General features: G+C 70.4%; 12 protein-coding genes. 4 read left to right on the top strand and 8 right to left on the bottom strand.

What is annotated here, in order from left to right; translation table 11 throughout:
- Positions 1-116 precede the first annotated feature (116 nt).
- Both CRP55_RS45205 and CRP55_RS45200 read left to right on the top strand, forming a co-directional pair.
- Positions 117-10,940 carry a WXG100-like domain-containing protein gene (locus CRP55_RS45205; protein WP_097328274.1) on the top strand — a complete coding sequence of 3,608 codons (10,824 nt, stop codon included), beginning with the start codon at positions 117-119 and terminating at the stop codon, positions 10,938-10,940.
- Between the two features lie 61 nt (positions 10,941-11,001).
- On the top strand, positions 11,002-12,192 hold the full coding sequence (locus tag CRP55_RS45200) for an MFS transporter (protein WP_179855623.1): 1,191 nt from the start codon (positions 11,002-11,004) through the stop codon (positions 12,190-12,192).
- Between the two features lie 4 nt (positions 12,193-12,196).
- Here the strand turns inward: CRP55_RS45200 and CRP55_RS45195 are convergent, their stop codons facing one another.
- Together CRP55_RS45195 and CRP55_RS45190 are read right to left on the bottom strand one after the other, a co-directional pair.
- Positions 12,197-12,637 (bottom strand): peptidase inhibitor family I36 protein, encoded by a 441-nt coding sequence (locus tag CRP55_RS45195; RefSeq protein ID WP_097328272.1) that lies wholly within the window; start codon positions 12,635-12,637, stop codon positions 12,197-12,199.
- Between the two features lie 48 nt (positions 12,638-12,685).
- Positions 12,686-13,438 (bottom strand): hypothetical protein, encoded by a 753-nt coding sequence (locus CRP55_RS45190; RefSeq protein WP_097328271.1) that lies wholly within the window; start codon positions 13,436-13,438, stop codon positions 12,686-12,688.
- Between the two features lie 192 nt (positions 13,439-13,630).
- Between CRP55_RS45190 and CRP55_RS45185 the strand changes: the two genes are divergently transcribed.
- Positions 13,631-14,926 carry a glycosyltransferase gene (locus CRP55_RS45185; RefSeq protein WP_179855622.1) on the top strand — a complete coding sequence of 432 codons (1,296 nt, stop codon included), beginning with the start codon at positions 13,631-13,633 and terminating at the stop codon, positions 14,924-14,926.
- Here CRP55_RS45185 and CRP55_RS45180 read toward each other — a convergent pair.
- The 5 genes from CRP55_RS45180 to CRP55_RS45160 form a co-directional block, all read right to left on the bottom strand.
- Positions 14,899-15,507 (bottom strand): helix-turn-helix transcriptional regulator, encoded by a 609-nt coding sequence (locus CRP55_RS45180; RefSeq protein ID WP_245923772.1) that lies wholly within the window; start codon positions 15,505-15,507, stop codon positions 14,899-14,901. The genes CRP55_RS45185 and CRP55_RS45180 overlap by 28 nt on opposite strands.
- Positions 15,508-15,827: 320 nt before the next feature.
- A complete protein-coding gene (locus CRP55_RS45175; protein ID WP_097328269.1) occupies positions 15,828-17,687 on the bottom strand; it encodes a penicillin-binding transpeptidase domain-containing protein in 1,860 nt (619 codons plus the stop codon).
- A 33-nt stretch (positions 17,688-17,720) separates the two neighbouring features.
- The gene (locus tag CRP55_RS45170; RefSeq protein ID WP_097328268.1) at positions 17,721-18,113 is read right to left on the bottom strand and encodes a hypothetical protein; all 393 of its coding nucleotides are present in this window, start codon (positions 18,111-18,113) and stop codon (positions 17,721-17,723) included.
- Positions 18,114-18,173: 60 nt separating this feature from the next.
- The gene (locus CRP55_RS45165; RefSeq protein WP_097328267.1) at positions 18,174-18,527 is read right to left on the bottom strand and encodes a hypothetical protein; all 354 of its coding nucleotides are present in this window, start codon (positions 18,525-18,527) and stop codon (positions 18,174-18,176) included.
- The gene (locus tag CRP55_RS45160) at positions 18,524-19,510 is read right to left on the bottom strand and encodes a helix-turn-helix domain-containing protein (RefSeq protein WP_097328266.1); all 987 of its coding nucleotides are present in this window, start codon (positions 19,508-19,510) and stop codon (positions 18,524-18,526) included. The genes CRP55_RS45165 and CRP55_RS45160 overlap by 4 nt, the downstream gene beginning before the upstream one ends.
- A 158-nt stretch (positions 19,511-19,668) precedes the next feature.
- Between CRP55_RS45160 and CRP55_RS45155 the strand changes: the two genes are divergently transcribed.
- The gene (locus CRP55_RS45155) at positions 19,669-22,914 is read left to right on the top strand and encodes a S8 family serine peptidase (RefSeq protein ID WP_097328265.1); all 3,246 of its coding nucleotides are present in this window, start codon (positions 19,669-19,671) and stop codon (positions 22,912-22,914) included.
- On the opposite strand, the gene CRP55_RS45150 is transcribed toward CRP55_RS45155, so the two are convergent.
- The coding region (locus CRP55_RS45150; RefSeq protein WP_097328264.1) for a glycoside hydrolase family 65 protein at positions 22,905-24,770 on the bottom strand (1,866 nt) is incomplete at its 5' end. The genes CRP55_RS45155 and CRP55_RS45150 overlap by 10 nt on opposite strands.

The raw sequence follows: 24,770 nt of genomic DNA, 5'->3' as shown, positions 1-24,770 counted from the left end.
GCCCTCGGCGACGGCGGGCGTCGACCAAGTGTTACCAAGCCGTTTCGGAGTGTTTGCCGGCTGTTGAAGTTTCGCCGTCTCCCTGCGTCGTCCTCGGTAGAAGAGGAGGACCAGCCGTGGGTCTCGATGTCTCCGATGAACTGAACCGCTTTCAGTTCTGGCTGTCCGGCGAACAGTTCCCGGCCACCGACGAGGACAAGCTGCGGCAGATGGCCGAGGTGCTCAAGACCCTCGGGATCGACATCGAGGCTCTGCAACCCGACTTCGTGGCCGCGGTGAACTCGATCTCCGAGAACATGACCGGCGAGGCGGACCGGGCCTTCGTCGACGCGATGCGCGAGTACATCGACGAACCCGGCTTCCTCCCGCTGGCCGGACGGTACGTGAACCGCTTCGGCGACGACTTCGCGGACACGGCGACCGAGGTCGAGTTCGCCAAGCTGATGATCATCGCGACGCTGATCGAGCTGCTGATCGAGTTCACGATCGCGCTGGCGTTGTCGTGGCTGTTTCCCGGCCTGATGCAGAGCTTCCTGCTCCGGCTGCTGGTGGGTCGTTCGCGGGTCATCTCCTGGCTGATCCGGATCCTGGTGCAGATCGGCGTCGCCCAGGTGGCCGGCGTCGGCATGCAGGTGCTGATGGTCCTGATCGTGCAGGCGATCCAGATCCGCGACGGCTCGCGCAAGGACATCGACTGGGAAAAGGTACGCAAGGCGGCCGAGGTCGGCTCGCTCGGCGGCATCATGCACGTGGGCGTCGGCGGTCTGTTCAGGGCCCTCGGCCCGCAGTTCGGCAAGTTCCTCAACCGGGGGCCGGGCGAGGCACCGAACGGCCGGCACGGCCCCGACCTCGACGGCGCACTCCCGCCGGCCACCAAAGCCGGCCATCGGGACGGGCCGGGCACCACCGGCGGGCAGCCACCGGTGCCGCCGCCCCATCACGGCGGTCACGGATACGAGATCGCGGCCAGTCCCGTCTCCGAAGGGCTGACCGAAGGCGTGGCCGGGGTCATCTACGGTCAAGGCTGGGACTGGCAGGCGGTCTGGGGCGGCGCCGCGTCCGGTCTCACGTCGACCGGGTTCGAGACCCTTGGCGACGTCTCGGGCGGCAAGTTGCGCCACATCACGCACCGGGAGGTGGCAGAGCCGTCCGGTGCCGATGACCGGACACCGACACCGACGGTGACCCCTGACGCCGGCGCGCAGCTACCGACCGGCCCGGGTTCGCCGCCACCGGTCCTCGCCGCGGACGGCGATCCGTCCCCGGCGGTGGCCTTCGACGGCCCGATTCCAGGGGACGGGGTCCGGGGTGCGGCGCCGGCCACCCCCTCGGGAGGTGAGATCCTCGCGCCGACGCGCAGCCCCGCGGTGACACTCGGCGGGCCGGGAACCGACCCGCGGCCCGTACCTCAGATCGTCCACGTGATGGTCACCGGCGGCACCGCCGACGACCTTCATGACAGCATCGCCGCCTGGACCGACAACACCGCCGACGGATGGTCGGTGCAGGCCTGGGCGCCCGCCAACGTCGTCGCCGCCCATCCGAGTCTGAGCCTGCAGCCCTTGCCCGAGCACGGCGCGCTCGCCGTCCTCCACGAGCACGGCGGCGTGCTCGTCGACGCGGGCCTCTCGCCCGCGGGCATCACCCTGCCGGCGCAGCCGGTCCTGATGGGAACCGGCCCCGCCGACGTGCCCTACCTGGGGGCGGCGCTGCACAGCGACGACCAACTGCACAGCACCGCGCAGCGCCTGGCCGCCGAGGGAACGAAGGTGCCCGGCACGCCGGCCGAGCTGCGCCGCAACCCCGATGCCCTGCAAGCCGCCTACGGGCACGCCCTCGACCACCGGGGCCCCCGCCTCATCATGTCGCCGCCCGGCACGCCCTTTCTGGCTCAGCTGACGGCGCAACCGGCGCCGGACCGGCCCGACGCCGTCTCGGCGATGAACTCCACCGTGGATGGCGTGCGCCGGATCATGCCGAAGGCCACGGACGGTCAGGTCGCGTACGCCCCGGATCCCACCCTGGCCGCCCACCTCGAACCTCTCGGCTGGCCCACGGCGCCGCGGCCCGAATGGCGGAGGTGGGCGCCGGAGGGCGACGCCGAGGCCGTGTTCGCCGGCCGTTACGGCTGGCTCGCCCAGGTCAACGACGGCGGACACCGCGATCTGAACGACCAGCAGTGGGCCCGGAACTGCTTCTTCACGGCCGTGGCGACCCACATGACCCTCATCGGGGACCTGGTGTTCACCGCGCCCGGTATCGCGACCGGCGATCCGGGGTTCGCCCAGGGTGTCGTCATGGTCGACGTCGTCAATTACGCCAACAGCGGCGTGACCGAGCCACGCCGGCTGCTCCAGGTCGCCTCGGCCGACACGATCGCCGAGGCCGTCGGGAAAGCCGGCCCCGGCGCGCATGGTCTGGCCATCTTCCGGAACGCGGCCGGCCGGCTGCACGTCGTGAACGTCTTCAACGACGGCGACGGGGTGCTGTTCCTCGACGGCCAGAGCGGCCGGTCGATCGTTCCGCCCGCGGGGCAACAGCCGTACTTCATCGCCGCCGGCGACATCGACGTGACGCCGGCCGGCACCGCGGTCGTGCCCACGACACTGGGCCCGGTCGGCTCCGCGGACGGCAGCCGGGCGGTCGAGACCACACCGGAGGGACCTTCCCGGCCGGAAGCGGAGCCGGCGACACCCCCGAACTTGTCGGCGCTGACCGAGATCGAGGTAGGCACGGACGGAGACTGCCTCTTCCACGCGATCCTGCGCAGCGCCTACGAGCAGGGGGTCACCTTGCCTTCCTGGGTGCCGGCCTATCGCGATGACACGCCGGCGACCGAGCTGGCGGCGGCCTTCCGGCGCAACGCGGCCGAGCGCATGACCGACGCCGACGCCGTGCCCTTCGGCGGGGAGCAGAGAACCACTGACACGTTGCTGGACGAGCTCGAAGCCGCGGAGACCTCGGCGACAGATCAGCACCTGAGGAACCCTCAGGCCGAGGCCGAACTCCGCAAGCTGATCACCGACGGGCTGAGCTACCCGGAGGTCATGCGGCAGACCCTGAGAAGGACCGTTCTGTGGAACACGCCGGCTGGTGATTTCACCATCTACGTGCTCGCTCGCATGCTCGACGTCAACATCGCGCTGAAAGGGCTCCACGCGGGCGTCGATGGCATACAGCTCGGCGAACACCGGCCCTGGCTCGCGCTGCACCGTGTCAACAGGAGCCATTACGAGGCTCTGGCGCCGAAGCCGCTGCCTCCCCTCCCGGCGGCCGCGCCGTCACCGGGCCCGCCGTCGCCGGACACCGGGCCGACGTCGACCCGGGACGTAGTGATCGAAACACCCGTCGGTCCCCACTCGCTGCTCCATGCCGTCATCGCGGCCGCGCCGCGCCGGGTTCTCGGCCTGGGCGGCTTCGACGAGGCGCAATCCGCGTGGCTGCGGCGAGTGGGTGAGGTGACAGCCCCGGAGGACATCACCGCGCTGTTCACCGACGCCCACGTGCAGCCGGTCACCGACGTGCTGATCGCCCGTGTCCGGCAACGTCTCGCCGAACCGGGGCACAGGGAGGCCCTCGATCGGCTGGTGCGCACGAACGGGCGGACACCGAACGGCGACGACCGGAGGCAGTCCCTCGAGGCGGTCCGGCACTGGCTCTGGGACGACGAAGGCTTCGGTAACGGCTTCGCCCTGGCCGTGACCGAGGTCCTGGGCCTGCCGCTCGAGGTCCGGACGGCGAACCCCGACCCGAATGAACTCTGGGTGAGCCCACCCCGGACCGATCCTGATCCGATCGTGCTGCGGGAACCCCGGCCCGGCCGGTACGACGCCGTCCTCGTCGACGGCAACCGAAGCTCCCATGACAACGCCGGCCCGGCACCTGACGATCCCCGCCCGTCCCGGCTCTCGACCGGCCGCCGAGCCGTTGAGCAGATCCCGCAGACACTCCGGCGAGCCCTCAGCAGAAAGGATCCGCGGCCCCGGCCCTTCGGCCAGAACCTGCTGGTGCCCGGCACACCGGAAATCCCCCTCCGAACTCTCACCCCGCGCCCGGAGGAACCGGCCCCACCTCCGGCCGGCGAGCCCGCGCCGGCCCCGGTCGAGACGCGGACCGGCCCTCCGGCCGAGCCGGAAGCGCCGCTTGTCGACGGCCCGATGGACATCGCTTCGTGGCGGCGGGCAGTCAGCGACGCCGTCCGGGTCGCCCGCACGGATCTCGATCAGTCGAACGCGGCGACGATCCAGCGACTCCGCGACCAGCCGGCCACCGACGAAGCGATCCAAACGAGGTTCGAGGAGGTCCTCGCGCAAGCCGGTCTACCGCGGTTCACGCTGACCGGCGACCAGTTGAGGCGTGCGCGAACGACACTTCAGGAGGACATCTCGACGATGGAGGCGGTCGAGACCCACCCGGACATGGCACCCGAGAGAGTGGCGCGGGCGCAACGTCACAGCAGCCAGCGGATCGTGCTGGCGAACAGAGTGCAGTGGAGACACAGCCAATTCCACGAGGCCTACCCTCGGGCAACCGTCGCCGACCCGGCCCTGGCCCCTCCGGCTTCTGACGCGCCGACCCGAAACGAGGTCGAGACGCGGACCGGCGCTCCGATGGACATCGACACGTGGCGGCAGGCGGTCAACAACGCCGTCCGATCCGCCCACCGCACGGATCCCGATCCGCCGGGCGTCCCTTCGGACGCGGCAACGATGCTCCGGCTCGAGAACCAGCCGGTCACCGATGACGCCATTCAAAAGAGGTTCGAGGAGGTCCTCGGGCAAGCGGGCCTACCTCGGTTCACGTTGACACGCAACCAGTTGCTCCGTGCAAAAGGCGCTCGTAAGCAGGACATCTGGGCCATGACCTGGGTCCTGACCGACCCGGATGTGGCAAATCCCGAAGTGGACCAGGCGCGGTTCAACAGCGGCCAACAGATCGTGCTGGCCAACATAGTGACGTGGAATGAGAGTCAATACCGCGAGGCGTTTCCGCCGGGGATCGTCGCGGTCCCGCCGGCCGAACCGGAAGCGCCGCTTGCCGTCACGCCGATGGACATCGACGCGTGGCGGCGGGGAGCCGGCGGCGCCGTCGACCCGCCGACCGCGACAACGATCCAACCGCTCGAAAGCCAGCACGTCGAGCTCACACCGACCCCGCGGCCCCCAAGCCCAGACAGCGACAGCGACAGCGACAGCTCGACGATCCGGGCCTACCCGGCCAGCGAGACCGAAACGATCCGGCCGTACCGGGCCGGCGACACCGAAGCGATCCGCGCGAACCCGGCCGCCGAGATAGGCGGCGCGGATGCCGCCGCCCCGCCTGCCGCAACTCCGGAGACGCCGCCGGAGGTGCCGGTGGAGTCCGGCCCGCCCACCGAGGAAGCACCACCCGATCCGGGCGGGGTACCGGCCCCCGGGTCACCGAGGGCCGACGCCCGCCTCGGTCACGCCGTCCGCGGCGTCGGCACTCCCCGCGACGGCATTCCGGGTATGGCCGAGTTCCTCGACAAGCTCGGCCAAACCTTGGCGCGCCACAACATCACGGTCGCCGGAGCGCAGTTGACCAAGCTCGCCGGCGACCTTCTTCCCAGGTACCGCTACCTGGTCGCTGACGGATGGCCGCACGACGTCGGCGGCGCCGAGGTCCGCTTCACTCTCGAGCTCCGCGAACCGGAACTCGATGTCGACTCCACCCCCGAACCGAAGACCGAGGACCGCGATTCCACCACCGAAGAGAGCAAGCAACAGTCCGACGAGGACGACTTCAGAAGCCCCGAAGCAAGCCAGCTGACGAAGGGCGACTTCCAGACCGGCGGGCACAGCGGCGGCCAATCCCATCAGGCGAGCGCCTATCGTGGCGGGGTCAGCGCCTCCGTCGGCTTCGGCGTCGCACCCACGGCCCTGCAGAACGTCCGGATCGGCACCGGATTCACCCTCGTGGCGAACGCCGTGACCCGCGGAACCAGCCACGGCAGGTACGCCGAGCAGGGGCGTGTCCTCGACGTCCGCACCACCCAGAGTGTTCTCTCCTACGGCATCACGCTGCGGGCGCACATCACGCTGCCCGGCACGCTCGATCCCCTACCCACTCCGGTCGCACACTCCCCGCGCGACCGGCTGAAGGTTCTGATGCCGTGGCACCTCCTGATGCCGGTCCCGGCGGGCCTGGTCCGGGCCGCTCAACCGGAATCGGGGACGAAGGGCGAGGGGCCGGACCTGGTCCACATCCCACAGACCTTCTACACCATCCAGACGACCGGCCTGGTCCCGCTGGGCCGATCCATCGCCGAGAAGCTGGACCTGAAGGCCGGGACGCAGGCGCGGAGGGACCTGCTGGAGGGACTCGAGCAGGTGAGCCTGCACCTGGAACCGGCCATCGAAGGGCACGCGTTCTGGCTGTACGGCGATGCCAGGCGGACCACGCGGATCGCGCAGGTCACCGTGATCGCCCGCCGTGTCGAGGGTGGGGATCGGCGGCACGGTGTCGCCAGCGACGAAGCGCACATCGAGAAGGTGCGCACCGCCGTCGTCAGTGACGGCGACAGCCAGTCGTCGGAGAGCTCGATAACGCCGTCCGTTTTCGCGGAGGCTTCCGTGGTGCCCGTCCCGGGCCTCTCGCTCGGCCCCAAGGCCGAGATCGCCTACACCGCCGCCGACGTCGACACCGTCGACAGCGGCCGCGGCAACCTGCGCGTCCAGGTCAGCCGGTACACCGGCAGGGCGACGACCCATGGCCTCACGATGATGTTCGAGGCGAGGATCGAGACCAGGAACTCCCCGGGCGATTCCCTTTCCGTCAAGGCGGTACGGGGAGAGAGCGTTGTCACCGTCAGTGAGGCCGAGGCCTTCAGCCACGGCTTCGAGGTCGATCGGGAGGCCTTCCGGGATCCGCCGGTGACGGCCACCGGAACGACCGTGCCGTTCGATCCCTCGAAGATCCGGTTCACCGGGCAGGACGACCAACCCGAGACGAAGCCGACGCTGCCCGGCCACATCGAGCGGGGCCTGCTGGGTCAGGTGATGGTGGAACTGGAGCGTGACGCCGCTCGCGAACTGCGCAAGGCGTTGCGAGCTGAGCTCTCCCGCCATGGTTTCCTGGTGCCCCGGCCGGACCTTCCCTTCCAGAAGCAGCCCCATGAGCGGGTGCTCATCAACGGCGACCGCATGGCCAACCTCGTTTCGAAGAGCGGGTTCGAGGCTTTCATGCCGGAGATGATGCAGGACGGCACCTCTCTCACCCTCACCGTCCACGAAGGGGGCGTGAACAGAAGCGCTCGCGTGACCGTGTACGCCCGGTTGCGGCCCGATACGGAGGCGGGAACCTTCGTGCTGCGCACCGGCGACCTCAGCTCGGTCTATCTGGCCATGGGCACGGCCGGACACGGGCAGGGCATGGGTGGCCAGCACAAGTGGGCGTGGGCGCTGTCTCTCGTGTTCGGGCAGAGCTTCGTGTCCCACCTGAAGTCGATCAGTGGCGGCGTGAGGTGGGAACGCTACCGCGCCGCCATGGACCGCGTCAGCACGATGACCAACAAGCCCACTCTGATGGAGTACCCCGGATCGGTGGACAAGCACCACCTGCCGATCGAGTTGTGGGCCACCGTCGATTACGGCGACGCCACGCCCCGTTTCGTGTCACCCCGCATCACGAAAACGGCCCAACTGCACGTGCTGCCGCACTTCGACACGCCGACGACGCCGCCGCAGGAGCTCCGCGGCTCGGTTCTCACCAAAGGGGTGCTGCCCCACGTCGGCACGCGCGGGCTGACGGCGGCGGCCCGCGAGATGCTGCCGGAGCTGACCGGTCCGGGCAAGCCGGCCGATCAGGAGGTGAGCAACTTCCTGTCGCCCATCTCCGTGCTGCCCAACCTGGCGGCGGTGCTGCAGGGCCGGTACAGCCGGCAACTCTCGGCCCCGGGTCTCATTCGCGAGAAGCGCGCCACGATCGCGGTCTCGGGCCGGCCGATCTCGATCGCGTACGCCGGGTCGACACCCGACAAGTACGTCTCAGGCCAGATCGACCTGGGTTTGTTCGGCGGCAGCCAGGTGGACAGCCAGGGCCGCGGACGCAGCGTGACTCCCCTCCGGATACGGCCGGGCGGTGCCGTCGATTCCCCCGGCCTGAGCGGCCTGGAGGGTGGTGGCGACTTCTCGTATCGCCGCGGTTCCAGCATCGGCCACGTCGAGACCTATCAGTCGGGCGTGGAATATCTCAACCTCAACTTTCACTCCGCCGTCGCCTTCCAGGTAGTGATGGATCTGTTCCTGGCCGCCGCTTACGAGCGCAACGGCAAGCTCGGATGGAACACCGCCCGGCGTTCGGCTCCGAGAAGGTTCGCGAATCTCGAAGCCATGGTGATCTTCCCGAAACCGGTGTCCCTCAACCTGTACGCCGCCGGCCACCTGCCGATGCCCCCGGCCGCGCTGGCGGACGTCCTGGGCCAATGGTCGGCGCAGAAGCAGGCTTTGACCGGCAACGCCGTCGCCGGCGCCCTCGTGCGGTGGCACCTCGACCAGCTCATCGGCACGATGACCGACCGGCTCGGCCCGGAACGACAAGAATGGGCCCGCGAGCTGGTACAGCGTCTGAGCACCGAGGAACGCCTCTCGGTGCGGCCGCAGACCGGCCGGTGGTTCACCCAGATGTTCGGACTGGCCCTGCCGGCCCGCGCCGACCCCTTCGCCGGCCTTCTGCTTCCGCAGTACCTCACCGCCGGTCTGTTCGGAAGGGCGGCCGGGCCGCAACGGAATCCGCTCGGCTTCGCTGTCGTCCAGGACATCGTGTTCAACGGTGGTCACCAACTCGTCCAGGTCGTACAGGACGCCATCGACAAGGTGCATCCCGGAGCGCTGGCACGGCCGGTACGCCAGTGGGACGACCACGAGGGCGCCGTCACGGGCTCCCTCCTGTCCGGAACCGGGTTGGTGGACGCGACGTTCGCCGGGAATCGCTTCTGGCCGTTGTTCAATCAGATGAACACCCGGGAGGGCTACTCGATCTCGTTCTTCGTACCGAACGGAGCACTGGGCCACATTCTGAAAGTCAATGTGTCCAGCGGCTGGACGAGCATGCCCGAGGTGACCGATCTGCTCGAGGGCACGGGCATCGAGCAGTACCTGCACGGCCACTGGTCGAACAAGAAGACGATCGGCCGATCGCACGGATTCGGGATCGGCAATCCGGCGCTGAACATGTCGGGTGACGACACGGTCCGGGACGGCGAGAAGGAGGACAAGACCCCCGATGTACGCGGTGGCGTCGCCGCGACGGTCAGCACCGGGCAGAACGAGTCGGCGGCGCGCGCTGACGTGAGCAGTCAAGAGCAGACGGCGTACGAGCACAACGCCGGCTATGTCGCGCAGAGCGACTTCCAGCTCCGGGTGACGGTCAGCCGGCACGAACGACCGAAGCGCCCTGTCATGAACAAACTGAATCGGGTCGTGACGTTGCTGACCCGCCGGCCGGACGTCGAGGCGAAGACCCTGACCGGCCGGGCCGAGATACGCCTGCCGAAGGCGTTGCTGGAGGCCAAGCCCTTCCCGCCGTCGCTCGACATCGACTTGACCGCGGTCGGCCGCCTACCCGGTGACGCCATCGTCTTCCAGGTCATCGCCGACGACGCGGCGGCCATCGGTAACCGCCTCGTGGCCGGGTTGCCACCGGGCGCGGACAACAAGCGGGCTCAGCTACCGACCTCGCTGGTGGCCAAGCTCCAGACCAGTGGCCTGGCCAGTTTCCTTCCGGCGGCGCTGCAACCCAACGGCGCGGAGATCGCCAGCAAGTTGTACGACCCCGGCCGCAGCAAGGATCCGACGAAGCTCACCCTGGAGGCGAGCCTGTTCGACCTGCACGGGATCTCGCTGCTCAACGGAACCGGAACGGGCCGCTACGCCAAGGGCCAGACCGGCAACGAGTCGAACGTCACCACGGACACGGTCGCGGTGAGCGGCAACTTCTCGACCGGCGGTGACCCCAGGCTCTCCGAGCTGGATCCGCAGCATGTCGACACTCCGTACGGCAAGGATTCGATGGCTCTCACCATGTCGGGCGCACACAGCCTGGCGCCACACAACAATTTCGGCCGGGGCGGGAACGGCCGGATCGAGGACCATCTCAAGCAGGTCGGCCCGACTGTGTTCGCCCGCGCCCGCCTGTTGGCGCGGCTCACCGCCGGTGAACAGACACACCTCACCGTCGCGCAGTATTCGAGCCTCACCGCGGAGCAACAGAAGGGCGCGGTCGCCGCGCTCAACGGACCGGGCCACAGCCTCGGCGGGGTCAGGAGCGAATACTTCGGTGGCGAGGTCTTCCTTCTGATTCACGCCGACGAGTTCCACCAGTTGACCAAGGACATCGCCGAACGGCGGCCCGCGCCGGAGCGGCTGCCGTCGCCGTCCCCGGCTGCGGTCCGGGAGAGCGCCCACCGGATCGACTTGGACCGGCTGTTCGACGACGAAGCCGGGCTCCAGCCCGACGGCGGCTTGGCTCTGGGACGAATCGCACAGCAGGTTCGCCGGCAGCTGAGGCAGGGCCAGACCGTCGTTCTCGAGACGGCGCCCGACGTCCAAAACAGGAAAAGCCACGGTTGGGCAAGAGCCTGGGCCCGGGAGAGGATCAGGTCGGAGTACGGGCGTACCGACGGCGACCTCTCCTCTTTCGCCCCGCTCATCAGCAAGCTGAGCGAATGGCGGAGAACGGGGCACACGCCGGGATCGGGCGAGGGGAAGCAGTTCCGAGCCGACGTCGAGAAGGTCCTTCCCCGCGGAGCCGCCTACCCGATGCTGGCCTACCTGGACGAGAAGCACCTGAGGCAACTCGCGGCGCTGGTCGCCAAATACAGCCGGGCCCCGGTATGGCTGAGGATCCTGGACGCGGACGGAAGCAGCCGATGGGTCGAAGTCGACCATGACGGCCGATACCACGGGCCCACCGGCCCTTAAAGGAAACAAACTTGACAGCGGAACAGAGTTCGTCCAGTACCGTCTGTCATCGTCGGCCTCCATGAGACTGCTGCTGCGGAACCCGGAATTTCGTGCCGTCGCGCTGACCGAGGTCCTGTCCGTGCTGGGCGACCAACTGTCCCGGGTGGCGCTGGCCCTGCTGGTCTTCGGGCGCACCGGATCGGCGGCGCTCAGCGGACTCACGTACGCGCTGACCTATCTCCCGACCGTGGCCGGCAGCCTCCTGCTGTCGCCCGTCGCGGATCGGCGGCCCCGCCGCGAGATCCTGATCGCGATCGACGTCGCCCGGGCCGTGCTCCTGCTCGTCATGGCGATTCCCGGCGCGCCATTGCCGGTGCTGTGCGCCCTGGTGGCCACGTCGGCCTTCCTGAGCGGGCCCTACCAGGCGGCTCGTCTCGCCATGCTCCGCGACATCCTGCCGCAGGAGCAGTACGGGGCCGGCATGGCCGTACGGCAATCGCTGAACCAGGGCGCCATGCTCGCCGGATTCACCTCCGGTGGGCTGCTGGCCACCGCCTTCACGCCGTCCACGTGCCTGCTCGTCGACAGCGGCACCTTCGCGCTGGCGGCCCTGATCGTCACGGCCTTCGTCCGGCGCCGGCCGGCCGCTGGAGCCGGTGACGCCGCCCGGACCGTCGCGCCCACGTTCCGCCTGATCGGGCGCACGCCGGCGCTGCGGGCGGTATACCTGATGACGTTCTCGGCGCTGTTCTTCATCGCACCCGAGGCGCTCGCCGTGGCCCTCGTGGCCGAACGCGGCCTCGATCCACGGTGGACCGGTTTGTTCATGGCATCGGCCGGACTGTTCTCGGTCGCGATCCTGCCGCTGTTCGCCCGGTTCGTCACCGCGGCGCACTACCCGGTGGCGTTCCCGATCGCCTGCGTGGCCCCGGGTCTGCCTCTACTTGCCGTCGCCGCCCTGGACAACCCGTACCTCATCATGTTGTTCGCCGGGCTGAGCGGCGCGATGTGGGCGGTCCTGATCGTCATCTCGGTGTCGACCTTCGCCCAGTTGCTGCCCGACGATCAGCGCGCCCGGGGCATGGGCATCGCCGCCTCCACCAACGGCGCCTCGCACGGCGCCGGCGCCCTGCTGGCCGGGCTGATGGCCCAGTCGCTGGGCGCCGGCGCGGCGATCACCCTGCTGGGCCTGGCGAGCCTGCTCTTCGCGGCGGCGCCGATCGTCCTCTGGCGCCGTGCTCAGGGCTCGCGGGCCCTGAGCACGGCGTAGCCGATCAGTAAGGGAACAGCCGGGCGGAGGAGGCGGTGTTGTCGTAAAGGCCCACAAGGCCGTTGATGACGTTCACCCGCTCACCGGGAGGGACCATGAGCATGCCGCCGCTCCGGCCGCTGTTGAGCTCACGGTGCTCGTAGATGGCGAGGTGATAGGGCGTACGGTTCCACACCGACGAGACGGCGTCGTTGAGCCCGTCGCCGTTGTAGAAGGTCCAACCGTTGAAGTCGTCCATGTATCGCTTCCACACGTCCCCGGTCTTGAGCCGGCCCGGGACGGCGACCGTACCCTGCAGGTTGGGGTTGCTGTAGAAGCAGACCTCGGCGCCGTTGGTGCCGCACTTGTACGGCGCGGCCTGCGCCGGCGACGACACCACCGCCGACGAGGCCACCACGGCCAACAGCGATCCCAACACGCCCTTGAGGGCTACACGCTTTTTCATGAAGGCGGACGCTAGCGATCGGCTCTGGAGAAACAGTGAGTCGCCGCTTCAGTCGAGGGCGGGCAGGGAGGCCTTGCCCTTGTCGGCCAGCACGAACGGCGTGTCGATGTCGGCCGTGCCCTCGCCGATGGTCGCCGCGATCACGCCGGTGCCCAGGCCGGCGATCTCACCGGTCGGGTCCTGCACGATGAACGTGTCGGCGCCGGTGTAGATCGTGTAGGTGGGCTTGCCGTTCGACTCGCCGGTCTCCCGGAACCGGAACTTCTGGCTCGGTGCGGCCGCGTCGCAGCCCACGAGGTGGATCAGGGCCGGCGCGCCGCCGGGGCCCACCTTGGCCGACACGCACAGCGGCTCGCCGCCCACGCGCAGCTTCGCGGTCTTGATCGAAAACCGGTCGCCGGACGGAACGATCACGAAGAGGTCCTTGTCACCGAACGAGGACGACAGGCCCAGCTTGTTGCCGGTGACCACGCCGACTGTCGCCTCGCTGTTCTTGGGCAGCAGGAAGACCTGCCGGGTGCCGCTGAACACGCCACCACGCGGGCTGGCGGAGGCCGTGGTGGCCGTGCGGCTCGCGGCGGACGTACGGGTGGGGGCGGTCGTCGCGGGAGCGGTCGTCGCGGGGGTGGCCGGGTCGGGCAGGGCGGTCACGTCGCCGGCCAGGTCGACCGGGCTCGACGCCGGCGCGGACGGAGCGGACGTGGGCGCCGCGGCGTTGTCGGCGCCGCAGGCCGAGGTCAGCAAGAGCCCCGCGGCCGCGGCGGCAAGGACGCCGGCTCGGAGAGAATCGGTACCACGCATGACGTACTCCCATGGCTCTTTGTTCGGTTGCTTTGTCGGTGACCATCCTTTCGGCGCCGACAGGCCCACGACGACATCCGGGAAAGCGTTGGCATGAAGAGAGGAGACAGCGATTCTTCAACGCCGGCCGGAATTGTGGCCGGCTTCACGCAGGTAAGAGTCTGTTCAGTGGCCGCTGATTCACTGGCGAACATGCGCGTGGTAATCCTGGCCGTAGGCACCCGTGGCGACGTGGAACCGGCCCTGGCTCTGGCCCGGCAATTGCGGGTGCGCGGGCACGAGGTGTCCATGGCGGTGCCGGTCGACCTTCTGGCGTTCGCCATCGAGGCCGGCGTCGACGCCCGGCCGGTGAGCGTCAACGCCCGCGAGTTCCTGGAGTCGCCGGAAGGCCAACAGTTCCTGGCCGCGGGCAACAGCCGCGCCTACGTACGGCTGCTGATCACCAAGAAGCACGAGATCGCCCCGGCCGTGCACGCCGACCTGACCGCCGCCGTCGAGGGCGCCGACGTCATCGTGGCCACCCGCCTGGTCGAGGAGGAGGGGTCCTCGCTGGCCGAGTGGCTCGGTGTGCCGTTCGTGGCCCTGCACTACTTCCCGGCCCGGACGAACAATGCCTACGCGTCGCCGTTCGTCACCGCGCGCCGGCTGCCGGCCCCGCTCACCCGGCTCACCCATCGCGCGTTCGAGCGGACGCAGTGGCGGCACAACAAGGCCGACGTGAACGTGCTCCGTACCGGGCTCGGCCTCCCGGCCGTCGACGAGCCGGCCGCGTACCGGCTCGCGCGTTCCGGGTCGGTGGAGCTCCAGGCTTACAGCCGGTTCCTGACCCCGGAACTCGCGAACTGGGACGACCGGCGGCCGCTGATCGGCCCGCTGCGGATGACCCCCGACCAGCGGGCCCTGATCCGCAGCGACCGCAGCGACCCGGAACTGGACCGCTGGCTCGACGACGGCGACCCGCCCCTCTACATCGGCTTCGGCAGCCAGCCTTTCCTCGACGGCACGCGCCTGGTCGAGGAGGTCCGCGCGACGGCCGCCCGGCTGGGCTGCCGGGTGCTGCTCAACGCAGGCTGGAGCAGCCTGGAGGCCGCCGACCTGGGCGACCGGATCATGCTCCGCGGCTCCGTCGACCACGACAAGGTCTTTCCCCGCTGCCGCCTCGCCGTCCACCACGGCGGGGCCGGCTCCACCGCCGCGTCGGTCGGTGCCGGCCTGCCCACCGTCGTCTGCGCCGACTACGGCGATCGGGCTCTGTGGGGCCAGGCCGTCACCCGCCTCGGCGTGGGCTCCACCATCCGCTTCGCCGACATCGGCCGCGAGGCCCTGACGGCCGCGATCGGCCCGCTCCTCGGCGAAGGACCGGCCCGGCGGGCGCGGGCGATCGCCGCCCGGATGGCCACCGAGCACGGCGGCCCGCGCGCCGCCGCCATCGTCGGCAGCAGTGCCGCCTCGGGTTCGCTTCAGATGACGCCGAGGCGCAGGGCGTAGGCGACCGCGTGCGACCGGTTCCGCAGATTCAGCCGGCTGGTCATGCTGAAGACGACGTTGTCGACCGTCCGCTCCGCATAGCCGAGGGCGTCCGCGATCTCGCCGGTGTCGAAGCCTTCGGCCATCAACCGCAGCACGTCGACCTCGCGCGGGGTCAGCGTGGCCGCATTCGGCCCGTACGGCCCGAGCACTTCGCATTGCAGCCGTTCGAAGTGCTTGCCGAGCGCGCGAACGAGCTCGGGTGACAGGACTCCGCCGCCTGACGCCGCGGCCCGCACGCTCCGCACGACCCGGTCGGGGGTGACCGCGGCCAGCGGCAGAACAGCGACCACCCGGCATTCGAGGGCGACGAGCAACTCGTCCTCGCTGAGATCACGGGTCACGAGGACCACCGGCACGCCGGCGCGCGCGGCCGACAGCCGGAGCAGCGCGACCACACCGGAGGTGAGCCGGTCACAGCAGACGACGATCACCTCGGCGCCGGCCATGCTCGACTCCTGCAGCACCTCGAACTCACCGCCGGCCTCCAGGAAGCCGGCGAGCCCTTCCCGGCTCAGCACGTCGGCCGACCGTACGACCACCCGAACGAGGTCTCCGTCGTCCCTCGCGAAGTCGGCCGGCGGGGACGACGTACGTAGCGCCTCGATGTATTTCGGTAGTTCGACGGCGGCCCTCTCGAGCAGACCGGGCGCGACCTGCCTGACGAAGACGCCGTCCAGCATGTCCTCGGCGCCCGGGCCGACCAGCGCCGCTTCCCACTCGCGCGAGCCCTCCAGCCGCGCCCGTACGGTGGCCAGCGACCGCTCCAGGTGAGCGATGGCCCGGTCCGCCTCGGCCTCGTCCAGGACCAGCCGTCCGTCGGTCGCGAGGGTCAGCAACAAGTCGCCGGCGAAGGGCGGCGTCATTTGCTCAGCTCGCTCAGGAAGCGGTGGACGATCGGCACGGCGGTCTCCGCGCCGGCGCCGCCGTTCTGCACCAGCACCGCGAACGCGATGTCGCCCTGCCAGCCGACGAACCACGCGTGCGTCTGCGGGGAGGCGTTGTCGAACTCGGCGCTGCCGGTCTTGCCGTACACGGGCTTGCCCTTGACGTTCTTCAGCGCCTTGCCCGTGCCCGAGGTCACCACCTCGCGCATCATCGTGCGCAGCGCACCGGCGGCGTCCGGCGCGAGGGCGGCACCGTCGGCGGCGGGCTCGGCCGGCGCCGGGTCGAGCACCAGTTTCGGCTGGACGAACCGGCCCCGGGCCACCGCCGCCGTCGCCGCGGCCATGGCGATCGGGCTGACCGCGGTCTGCCCCTGCCCGAACGCGGCCTGGGCCAGCTCGGCCGGATCACCGGCCGGCGACGCCTGGCCGCTGAACGCTTTCACGCCCAGATCCCAGTCAGCGCCGAGCCCGACCGCGGCCGCGGCCGCGTGAAGCCCGTCGGCGCCGAGTTTGGGGGCCAGGTTGACGAAGGCGGTGTTGCAGGACTGGGCGAAGTCGACGTGGAAGGGCACGTCGCCCAGGGCCATGTCGTGCGCGTTGGCGAAGACCTGTCCCCCAGCCTCCTTGGCCTTGGGGCAGGCCACGACGCTGTTCGCGGTCACCGCCTTCTTCTGCAGCAGGCCGAGGGCCGAGACCATCTTGAAGGTCGATCCGGGCGGCACCTGCCCGGTCAGCGCCACGTTGTCGCCGTCGCCGTCCGGGCCGTTGCTGACTGCGAGCACCGACGAGTCGCTGATCCGCACGGCGACGAGCGAGCTGGGCCGTTTCTCGGTCGCGGTCGCGGCGTCGGCCGCGGTCTGCGCCCGTACGTCGATCGTGGTCCGGACGGGTACGCCGGCCACGGGCTCGGTCTGGTGCAGCCGTACGGGTTCCCCGCCACCGGCGTGCTCGATCTCCACGGCGAGCGCGGCCGTTCCGCGCAGTCGTGTGTCGTACCGCTCCTGCAGACCACCGTGCCCGGCCTGATCGCCCCGGGCCAGGGTGCCCGGATTCGCCGCGAGGTCGTCGGCGGTGGCCTCGTCGACCGTGCCGAGCAGGGCGCGGGCGAACATGCGCGTCGGCGCCAGCTCTCTCGTACTCTTCGAAAAGGTGAGTCCGGGCAGCTTCCGCAGCTCCTTCTCGATCTTCGAGAAGTCGGCGCCGCGCAGCGTGACCGGCTCGACCGGCGCCCCGACGTCCACCCCGATCTTCTTGAAGACCGCGACCAGCTTCGCGGTCTCGGTGAACCGGGCCGGGTCGGCGGTCACGGTGACCACGGCTCGTGGGGCGACGAGCGGCGTGTTCCCGGCGCCCACGATCCGGCCCCGGGCGGCGGGCACGCGGCGCAGCGCCAGCTTGTCACCGGCGCCCAGATCCTTGTGCAGGACCGCGGGCTCCCAGATCACCCGCCAGCCGTCGTTGCCGCGTCTGGTGAGACGGACGGAGCTGTCGTACGACCATGGCACGCCACCGGGGAGAGTCCAGTCCATCGTGATGGCGCCCTCGGCGTCGTCACCGGTCTCGGTGACGACGCCGGTCCGGATCATCCGCAGCGCGCCGAGCGGCAGGTCACCGGCGGCCTTGGTGAGTTCGGCGTTCACCGTGGCCGCCTCGATCGGCTTCCCTGCGGTATCGGCGAACACGGCCTTGGTCAGGTCGCGCCCCTTCCACGCCGTGAGGAAGTCGTCCAGCGCGCCGGCGGCGCCGCCCGAACCGCAGGCGGCGACACCGGCTCCCAGCAGAACCAGGGCCACCAGGGCCGTGACACCCCGCCGGGCGGTCCGATCGAGTCGCATCCTCGCTCCTTTGAAGGTGTCCGGCTCAGGCGGTCAGGAGGTCACTGTGTGCGTCGGCCTGGGGAACGACCCGCGCGTGAAGACCTTGACGCCCGGGTTCGTGTTCGGATTGGCGGGGGTGGCGCCCAGGAAGCCGCGGAGCGCCCCGGCCTTCCTGGCCTGGCCGATGATCGAGAGACTGTACGTGCCCGGGGGAATCGTCTCGTTCACGCACTGGCCGGGGCTGGCGACGTAGGTCGAGTTGTAACTGGTGCTGCCGACGAACTCCAGCCACGAGTCGAAGTCGCCCTGGGAGCAGATCTGCACCCGGCCCTTCCCCATCGCCGCGGCCGCCGGACCGGCGGCCACGGTCACCGCAGCGGTGCTACAGAGTGCGGCGGCGGCGACGCCGGCCAGCACCGTCTTGGCCTTCGGTGTGAACCTCAAGTCAAACTCCTTGATCGTTTGGCTTTCCTACCTATGTGGACGGTCGGCGGAGCCCGTCCTTCATCGGCCGGCCAGAACGCGGCGCTGCCACCACGGGCCGGCCACGGCCAGCAGGAGGCCGCCGGCGAGGCCGATGGCCAGGGCCACGTGGGACACGTGCAGGACACCGGCGGCCAGCATCCCGCCCACCAGGACCAGCGCTCCCGCCACACCCGCGATCACGATCGCCCGGTCCGGCCGAACGCGGGGCCGGGACCTGCGAGTGCCGGCCAGCGCCAGGACGGTCGCGAGGATGACGAGCGTGGTCCCATAGGTGCGGGCGTAGTCCGGGAACCGGTCCAGCACGACGCCGTAGGCGGCCACGATCACGCCGGCGGCGATCCAGATCCAGCGCGGAAATGCAGGGGCGTTCATATCTCACTCCGTCCGGTCATTCTGGTCAGAAGGTCGTCACGAGCCTTGTCCAGCCCGGTCGCCACCGAGCCCTCGACCGCGGCCGGCAGCGCCGGGCGGCTGACCATCACCAGCGGCGGCTCCGGCAGTTCCCGCAGCCGGGCCGCGAGCGTGGCCGCCAGCTCGGCGCCGCGACCGCCGCCGAGCTCGGCGCCGACGACCACCACGGCCGGATCGAGCACCAGCGCGACCGACGAGACCAGCGTGACCAGCTCGTCGACGCGGTTGCCGGTGCCGGCGCCCGGCCGGTCGGCCGCCAGCTCCGGCAGGAGACCTCGGCGCCCGGTCACCTCGACCTGGCCGCGCCGCCCGGCCGGGACCGACGCGAAGACCACGTCCGGGTCGGCGCCGACCATCAGATAGCTGGGCGCGTCGCGGGCGACCCCGAACCGCCCCTCGGCGGCCGCCCGGAAGGCGAACGCCGAGCCGGCCTCGATCCGCGTGGAGGCGGGGAAACGCTCTCGCAAGCGTTCGACGGAGTGCGAGGCGGTGATGAACCGCGGCAGCCCGATGATGATCCGGTCGATCAGCGCCGGGTCGGCCCCCGCGTCCGCCACCACCTTGTCGACCAGGTCGGACAACTCGGTCTCCAGATCCGGCGTTCGGCCGCGGGTGACCGTGGCGCGATGAACGCCGGCCGCGTCGGCACAAACAGCGACCACGCTGTCCCACGAGACCGTCACCGAGACGACGGTGACGGCGGTGGGGTCGAGGTCGTACCGCACCGCTCGCGAAGCGCGCCGGGAGGGCCGTGCCACCACCCGGCCGACGAGTCGCGCCGACTCCAGCCGGGCCAGGATCGTGTAGACCGCGGAACTGGAGAGTTCCAGTTCCCGGGCCAGCTCGGGCGCCGACTTCGCACCCCGGGACACGATCGTCTCCAGCACCAGCCGCTCCTGGCGGCGGGCCTGTGCGCGCCGGTCCCGCAGGCTGGAATACGTCATTCGGTTCCTCGCGAAGAGCAATTAAGAAAATTCCAGCGTGAACGTTAGCGGGGTGCTGTGGATAAATACTTGACAGATTCTTATCGACATTAAAAATGCGCCCGCGGTGTCGTACATTTCCGCCGGAACACCGATCGGTGTTCGCGTAAAGGAGAACCATGCGTAAGGTTCGAATAACGTCGGCGCTCGCCCTGACCGGGGTGGCGCTTTGGGCCGCCTTCCCGGCCGGAGCGTTCGCCGCCACCGCGACGACGCCACCGGCCACGGCCGCCGGCTCCCGTTCGATCACCCTGATCACCGGCGACACCGTCCACCTGGGCCAGACCGAGGGCCAGACCACCGTCGGTGTCACCCCGGCGCCGGGGCGCGAGAAGATCCCGTTCCTCAGCGCCGGTGCCGGCGACGACGTGCGGGTCATCCCGGCCGACGCCGCCCCGCTGCTGGCACAGGGCCGGCTCGACCCTCGATTGTTCGACGTCTCCACCCTGGTGAAGTTCGGCTACGACGACACCCGCCGGACGCTGCCGTTGCTGATCGAGGGAACCGCCACCCCGGCCGGTGGCTCGCGCACCCGCGCCCTGCCCGGCACCGGGGTCACCGCGTACGCCCAGGACCGTTCGACCCCCGCGACCCTGTGGCGGAGCCTGACCGACGCCGGCACCCTCCGCTCGGGCGTCTCCAAGGTCTGGCTCGACGGCCTGCGCCAGCCTGCCCTCGACGTCAGCGTCCCGATGATCGGAGCGCCCGCCGCCTGGCAGGCCGGGCTCACCGGGGCCGGCGTCAAGGTGGCCGTGCTCGACTCCGGCGTCGACCTCGCGCACCCCGACCTGGCCGGTCAGGTGGCCGAGGCGGTCGACTTCACCGGCGGCGACGACCTCGCCGACCGTTCCGGCCACGGCACCCACGTCGCCTCGACGATCGCCGGAACCGGCGCCGCCTCGGGCGGCCGCTACAAGGGGGTCGCGCCGGGCGCGAAACTGCTCAGCGCCAAAGTGTGCCTCACCGAGGGCTGCCCCGAGTCGGCGATCCTGGCCGGCATGGCCTGGGCCGCCGAGCGCGGCGCCACCGTCGCCAACCTGAGCCTGGGCGGCGAGGACACCCCCGAGATCGACCCGCTCGAGGCGGCCGTCAACGAGGTCACGGCCCGTACCGGGATGCTCTTCGTGATCGCCGCCGGCAACAGTGGCGAGGGCGGTGACGTCACCATCAATTCTCCGGGCAGCGCCGACGCCGCGCTGACCGTGGGCGCCGTGGCCAAGGACAAGAGCCTGGCCGAGTTCTCCAGCCGGGGGCCGCGCCTGGCCGACGCGGAGGTGAAGCCGGACATCACCGCGCCCGGCGTCGGCATCGTCGCCGCCCGCTCGGCCGACGGCCAGTTCCCGCCGGTCGACGGCGCCGACTCGTACACGCAGCTCAACGGCACCTCGATGGCGACGCCGCACGTGGCCGGCGCGGTCGCGCTGCTCGCGCAGAAGCACCCGGGCTGGCGGGCCGCTCAGCTCAAGGCCACTCTGACGGCGTCGGCGGCGCCCGCGGGCGACCAGGGCCCGTACGCCCAAGGCTCGGGTTTGACCGATGTGGCCCGGGCCATCACGCAGACCGTGACGGCCGCTCCGGGCAGCCTCGCCTTCCAGCGCACCTCCTCGGCGCAGACCCGCACCGTGACCTACCGCAACGGCGGGCCCTCGGCGGTCACGCTCACCCTGGCCGTGGACCCGCTCTTCAAGCTCAGCACGACGAAGGTCACGGTGCCCGCGGGCGGCACCGGCGCGGTCACCGTGACGGCGCCGGCCGGCACCGGCCTGGCCGACGAGCCGCTGGGCGGCGAGCTGATCGCCACTGCGGGCGCCACCCGGGTCGTGACTCCGGTCGGGCTGGACATCGTCCGGTTCACGCTGACGCTCCGCACGACCGGCGCCGACAACAACTGGATCACTCTGCTGACCGACCTCGAGCGGCACGAGGTCCTCGCCTTCGCCCACGACGGCGCGGCCGACCAGGTGCGGGTCCGCCAGGGCCGGTACGTCCTCCAGTCGTACCGGATCACCGGCGACCCGTACAGCCCGGACATCGTCTCGCTGAACGACCCCAACTTGGTGATGTCGGCGGACCGTACCGTCTCGCTGGACACCGAACCGGCCAAGCCGGTAGCGATCAAGGTGGCCGATCGGAAGGCCGTGCCGGCGTACAACGAGGCCGGCTGGACGATGCGGACCGAGAAGCCGCAGATCTGGGGCAGCAACGACCCCTTCAGCACCCTGATGAACATCGACTTCGCGCGCCTGCGGACCGGCCCGGTCGTGGGCAGCGGCAAGGCCGGCGGCTACGTCTCGTACGTGACGGGCGCCTGGGCTCACGAGTCCAACTACAACAGCCCGGCCGTCTATCACGTCTATCTGTACGAGCGCGGCCGCATGATGAGCGGCAAGACCAAAACGCTCGGGCCGGGCGACTTCGCCAAGGTCACCTCCCGGGTCGGCGTCGACGTGCCGGACGTGCAGGTGTCCCGGGTCTCGGTCGGCCGCGTCCCCGGCAATTCCCCGGTGACCCGCAGCGACCTGGACCGGAGCTCGCCGCTGAGCTTCCTCTACGACGGCCCCCGCACGGTCGTCGATTATTACAACCAGGACCAGCAGACCCTTTGGGGTACGACCAGTGCCCAGCCCGGCTACACCTACTACCAGGCCGACTGGCGGTCGTTCCGGCCCGGCCGCTCGTACAGCGAGGACTGGGCGCTCGGCGTGATCGGCCCGGTCTTCCCGCAGCCCGACTTCGCGCAGCAGTTCGCCACCCGGTACGACGGCGACGTGATGGGCGGCCCCGGTCCGCTGCACGGTGACGGCGCCGGCCACGAGGGCTTCCGGCACACCCGCGACGGTGCGGTCGACGTCCGGGTCTACCGCAACGGCCGGCAGGTCGCACAAAGCTCCCAGCCGCAACAGGCCTGGTTCGTTCCGTCCGCGGCCGGCGACTACCGGATGACCGCGAAGTTCAGCAGCGCTCCGCAGTTCACCCGCTCCACGGTGGTCGACGCGGAGTGGACGTTCCGCTCCGGCCACGTCGCCGACGGCGAGCTGGTCGCCCTGCCGATGACGGCGATCCGGTTCACCCCGCGCCTGGACCTGACCGGCGCCGCGCCGGACGCCACGCTCTTCACCATCCCGATCTCGCTGGACCGCCAGGTCGGCGCGGCCAGGGCGGTGACCCGATCGCTGACCGTCGACGCGTCGTACGACGACGGCAGGACCTGGCACCGCCTGCCCGTGCTGCGCCTGGGTGAGAAGGCCACCGCGGTGCTGCACCACCCGAAGGGCACGGGATACGTGTCCCTCCGGGCGTCGGCGGCCGATTCGGCCGGCAACACGGCGAAGGAGACCATCCTGCGCGCCTACAGCTACCGCTGACGGGAGACGGCCGCGCGCCGCACGGGCGCGCGGCCGGCCGGTTGAGTCGGTGCCGGGCCGGCCTCGGTAGCCGGCGGGTTGGGCACGGTCACCGGCTTGACCTGGGTGACCTCGACCTCCTCGCCGTTGTGCAGCAGCACCAGCCGGGCCGAGCCGCCACCGTTGCGCAGCGAGTACGTGACCTCCTCGGGCGTCACGCTCACGCGCAGGCGCAAACCCTTCCACAGCATCGAGAAGTCCAGCGCGTCGATTCGCGAAGGCAACCGCGGCGCGAAGGACAGCTGGCCGTTGAAGTCGCGCATGCCGCCGAGCCCGGCCACCAACGAGATCCACGTCCCGGCCAGCGAAGCGATGTGCAGGCCGTCACGCGAGTTCTGGTGCAGGTCGTGCAGATCCATCAGGGCGGCCTCGCCCAGATAGTCGTGCGCCAGCTCCAGATGACCCGTCTCGGCCGCCATCACCGCCTGGACACACGCCGACAACGAAGAGTCCCGCACCGTCCGGGCCTCGTAGTAGGCGAAGTTCCGCGCCTTCTCCTCCGGGGTGAACGCGTCACCACGGACGTACATCGCCATCACCAGGTCGGCCTGCTTGACCACCTGCTTGCGGTACAGGTCGAAGTACGGGTAGTTGAGCAGCAGCGGGTACGCCTCGGACGGGGTGTTCTCGAAGTCCCACTCCTGCAGCCGGGTGAAGCCCTCTGACTGCTGGTGCACACCGAGCTCCTCGTCGTACGGAATGTGCACCGAGGCCGCCGCATCCCGCCAACTTGCCGTCTCCTCGTCGTCCACGCCCAGCCGGCGAGCCAGATCCGGGTGACGGCCGGCCGCGTCCGCCGCCGTCAGCAGATTCTGCTGCGCCATCAGGTTGGTGTAGATGTTGTCGTCGACCACGGCCGTGTACTCGTCCGGGCCGGTCACCCCGTCGATGTGGAAACGGCCGTGCCGGTCGTGATGACCCAGCGAACGCCACAACCGGGCCGTCTCGACCAGCAACTCCAGGCCGTACTCACGCTCGAAGTCATAGTCGCCGGTGGCCTGCACATACCGGCGCACCGCATCCGCGATGTCGGCGCCGATATGGAAACCCGCCGTGCCCGCCGGCCAGTACGCCGAACACTCCTCGCCATGGATCGTCCGCCACGGGAACGCCGCACCTTGCAAACCCAAGGTCTGTGCCCGCTCCCGGGCCAGATCCAGCGTCGAATGCCGCCACCGCAGCACATCCGCCGCCGCCGACGGCTGCGTGTACGTGAGCGCCGGGAGCACGAACGATTCGCCGTCCCAGAACGTGTGCCCGTCATAACCCGGGCCGGACAGGCCCTTGGAGCCGATCGGGCGCTGCTCGGCCCGCGCACCCGCCTGCAGGGTGTGGAACAGGCCGAACCGGACCGCCTGCTGCACCTCCGGGTCACCCTCGACCCGCACATCCGAGTGGTCCCAGAACGCGTCCAGATATTCGCGCTGGGCGTCGACCAGGCCCTCCCAGCCGTCGAGACGGGCGCTGGCCAGGGCGGCGCCGACCTGGTCACGGACGGCCGGCAGCGAGCGGTGCGAAGACCAGCCGTACGCGGCGATCTTGACGACGCGGAGTTTCTGGCCGGGCTCGAGCTTGCAGGCCACGGTCGTGCGCAGCCAGTCCGGGTGGCCCTCGGTGGTCACCGCGTGCTTGCCCGGAGTCTCCACCAGATGCTCCATGGCCGCGGCCATGCGCAGGTCGGAGGCCTTGGTGCGGTGCACCAGCAGGCCGCCGGTGCGCTGCTCCAGGACTTCTTCGGACTGCAGCGGGTGATCGAGCACGGCCGCGACGCGGGGGTCCTTGCTCATCGCGGGCAGTTGCTCGTTGGCGACCAGCTC

Origin of the sequence: Paractinoplanes atraurantiacus (assembly GCF_900215205.1) — a bacterium.
GTDB classification, from domain to species: domain Bacteria; phylum Actinomycetota; class Actinomycetes; order Mycobacteriales; family Micromonosporaceae; genus Actinoplanes; species Actinoplanes atraurantiacus.
Note: the sequence above shows the minus strand (reverse complement) of the source record. Positions and strands in the feature narration are given on the sequence as shown.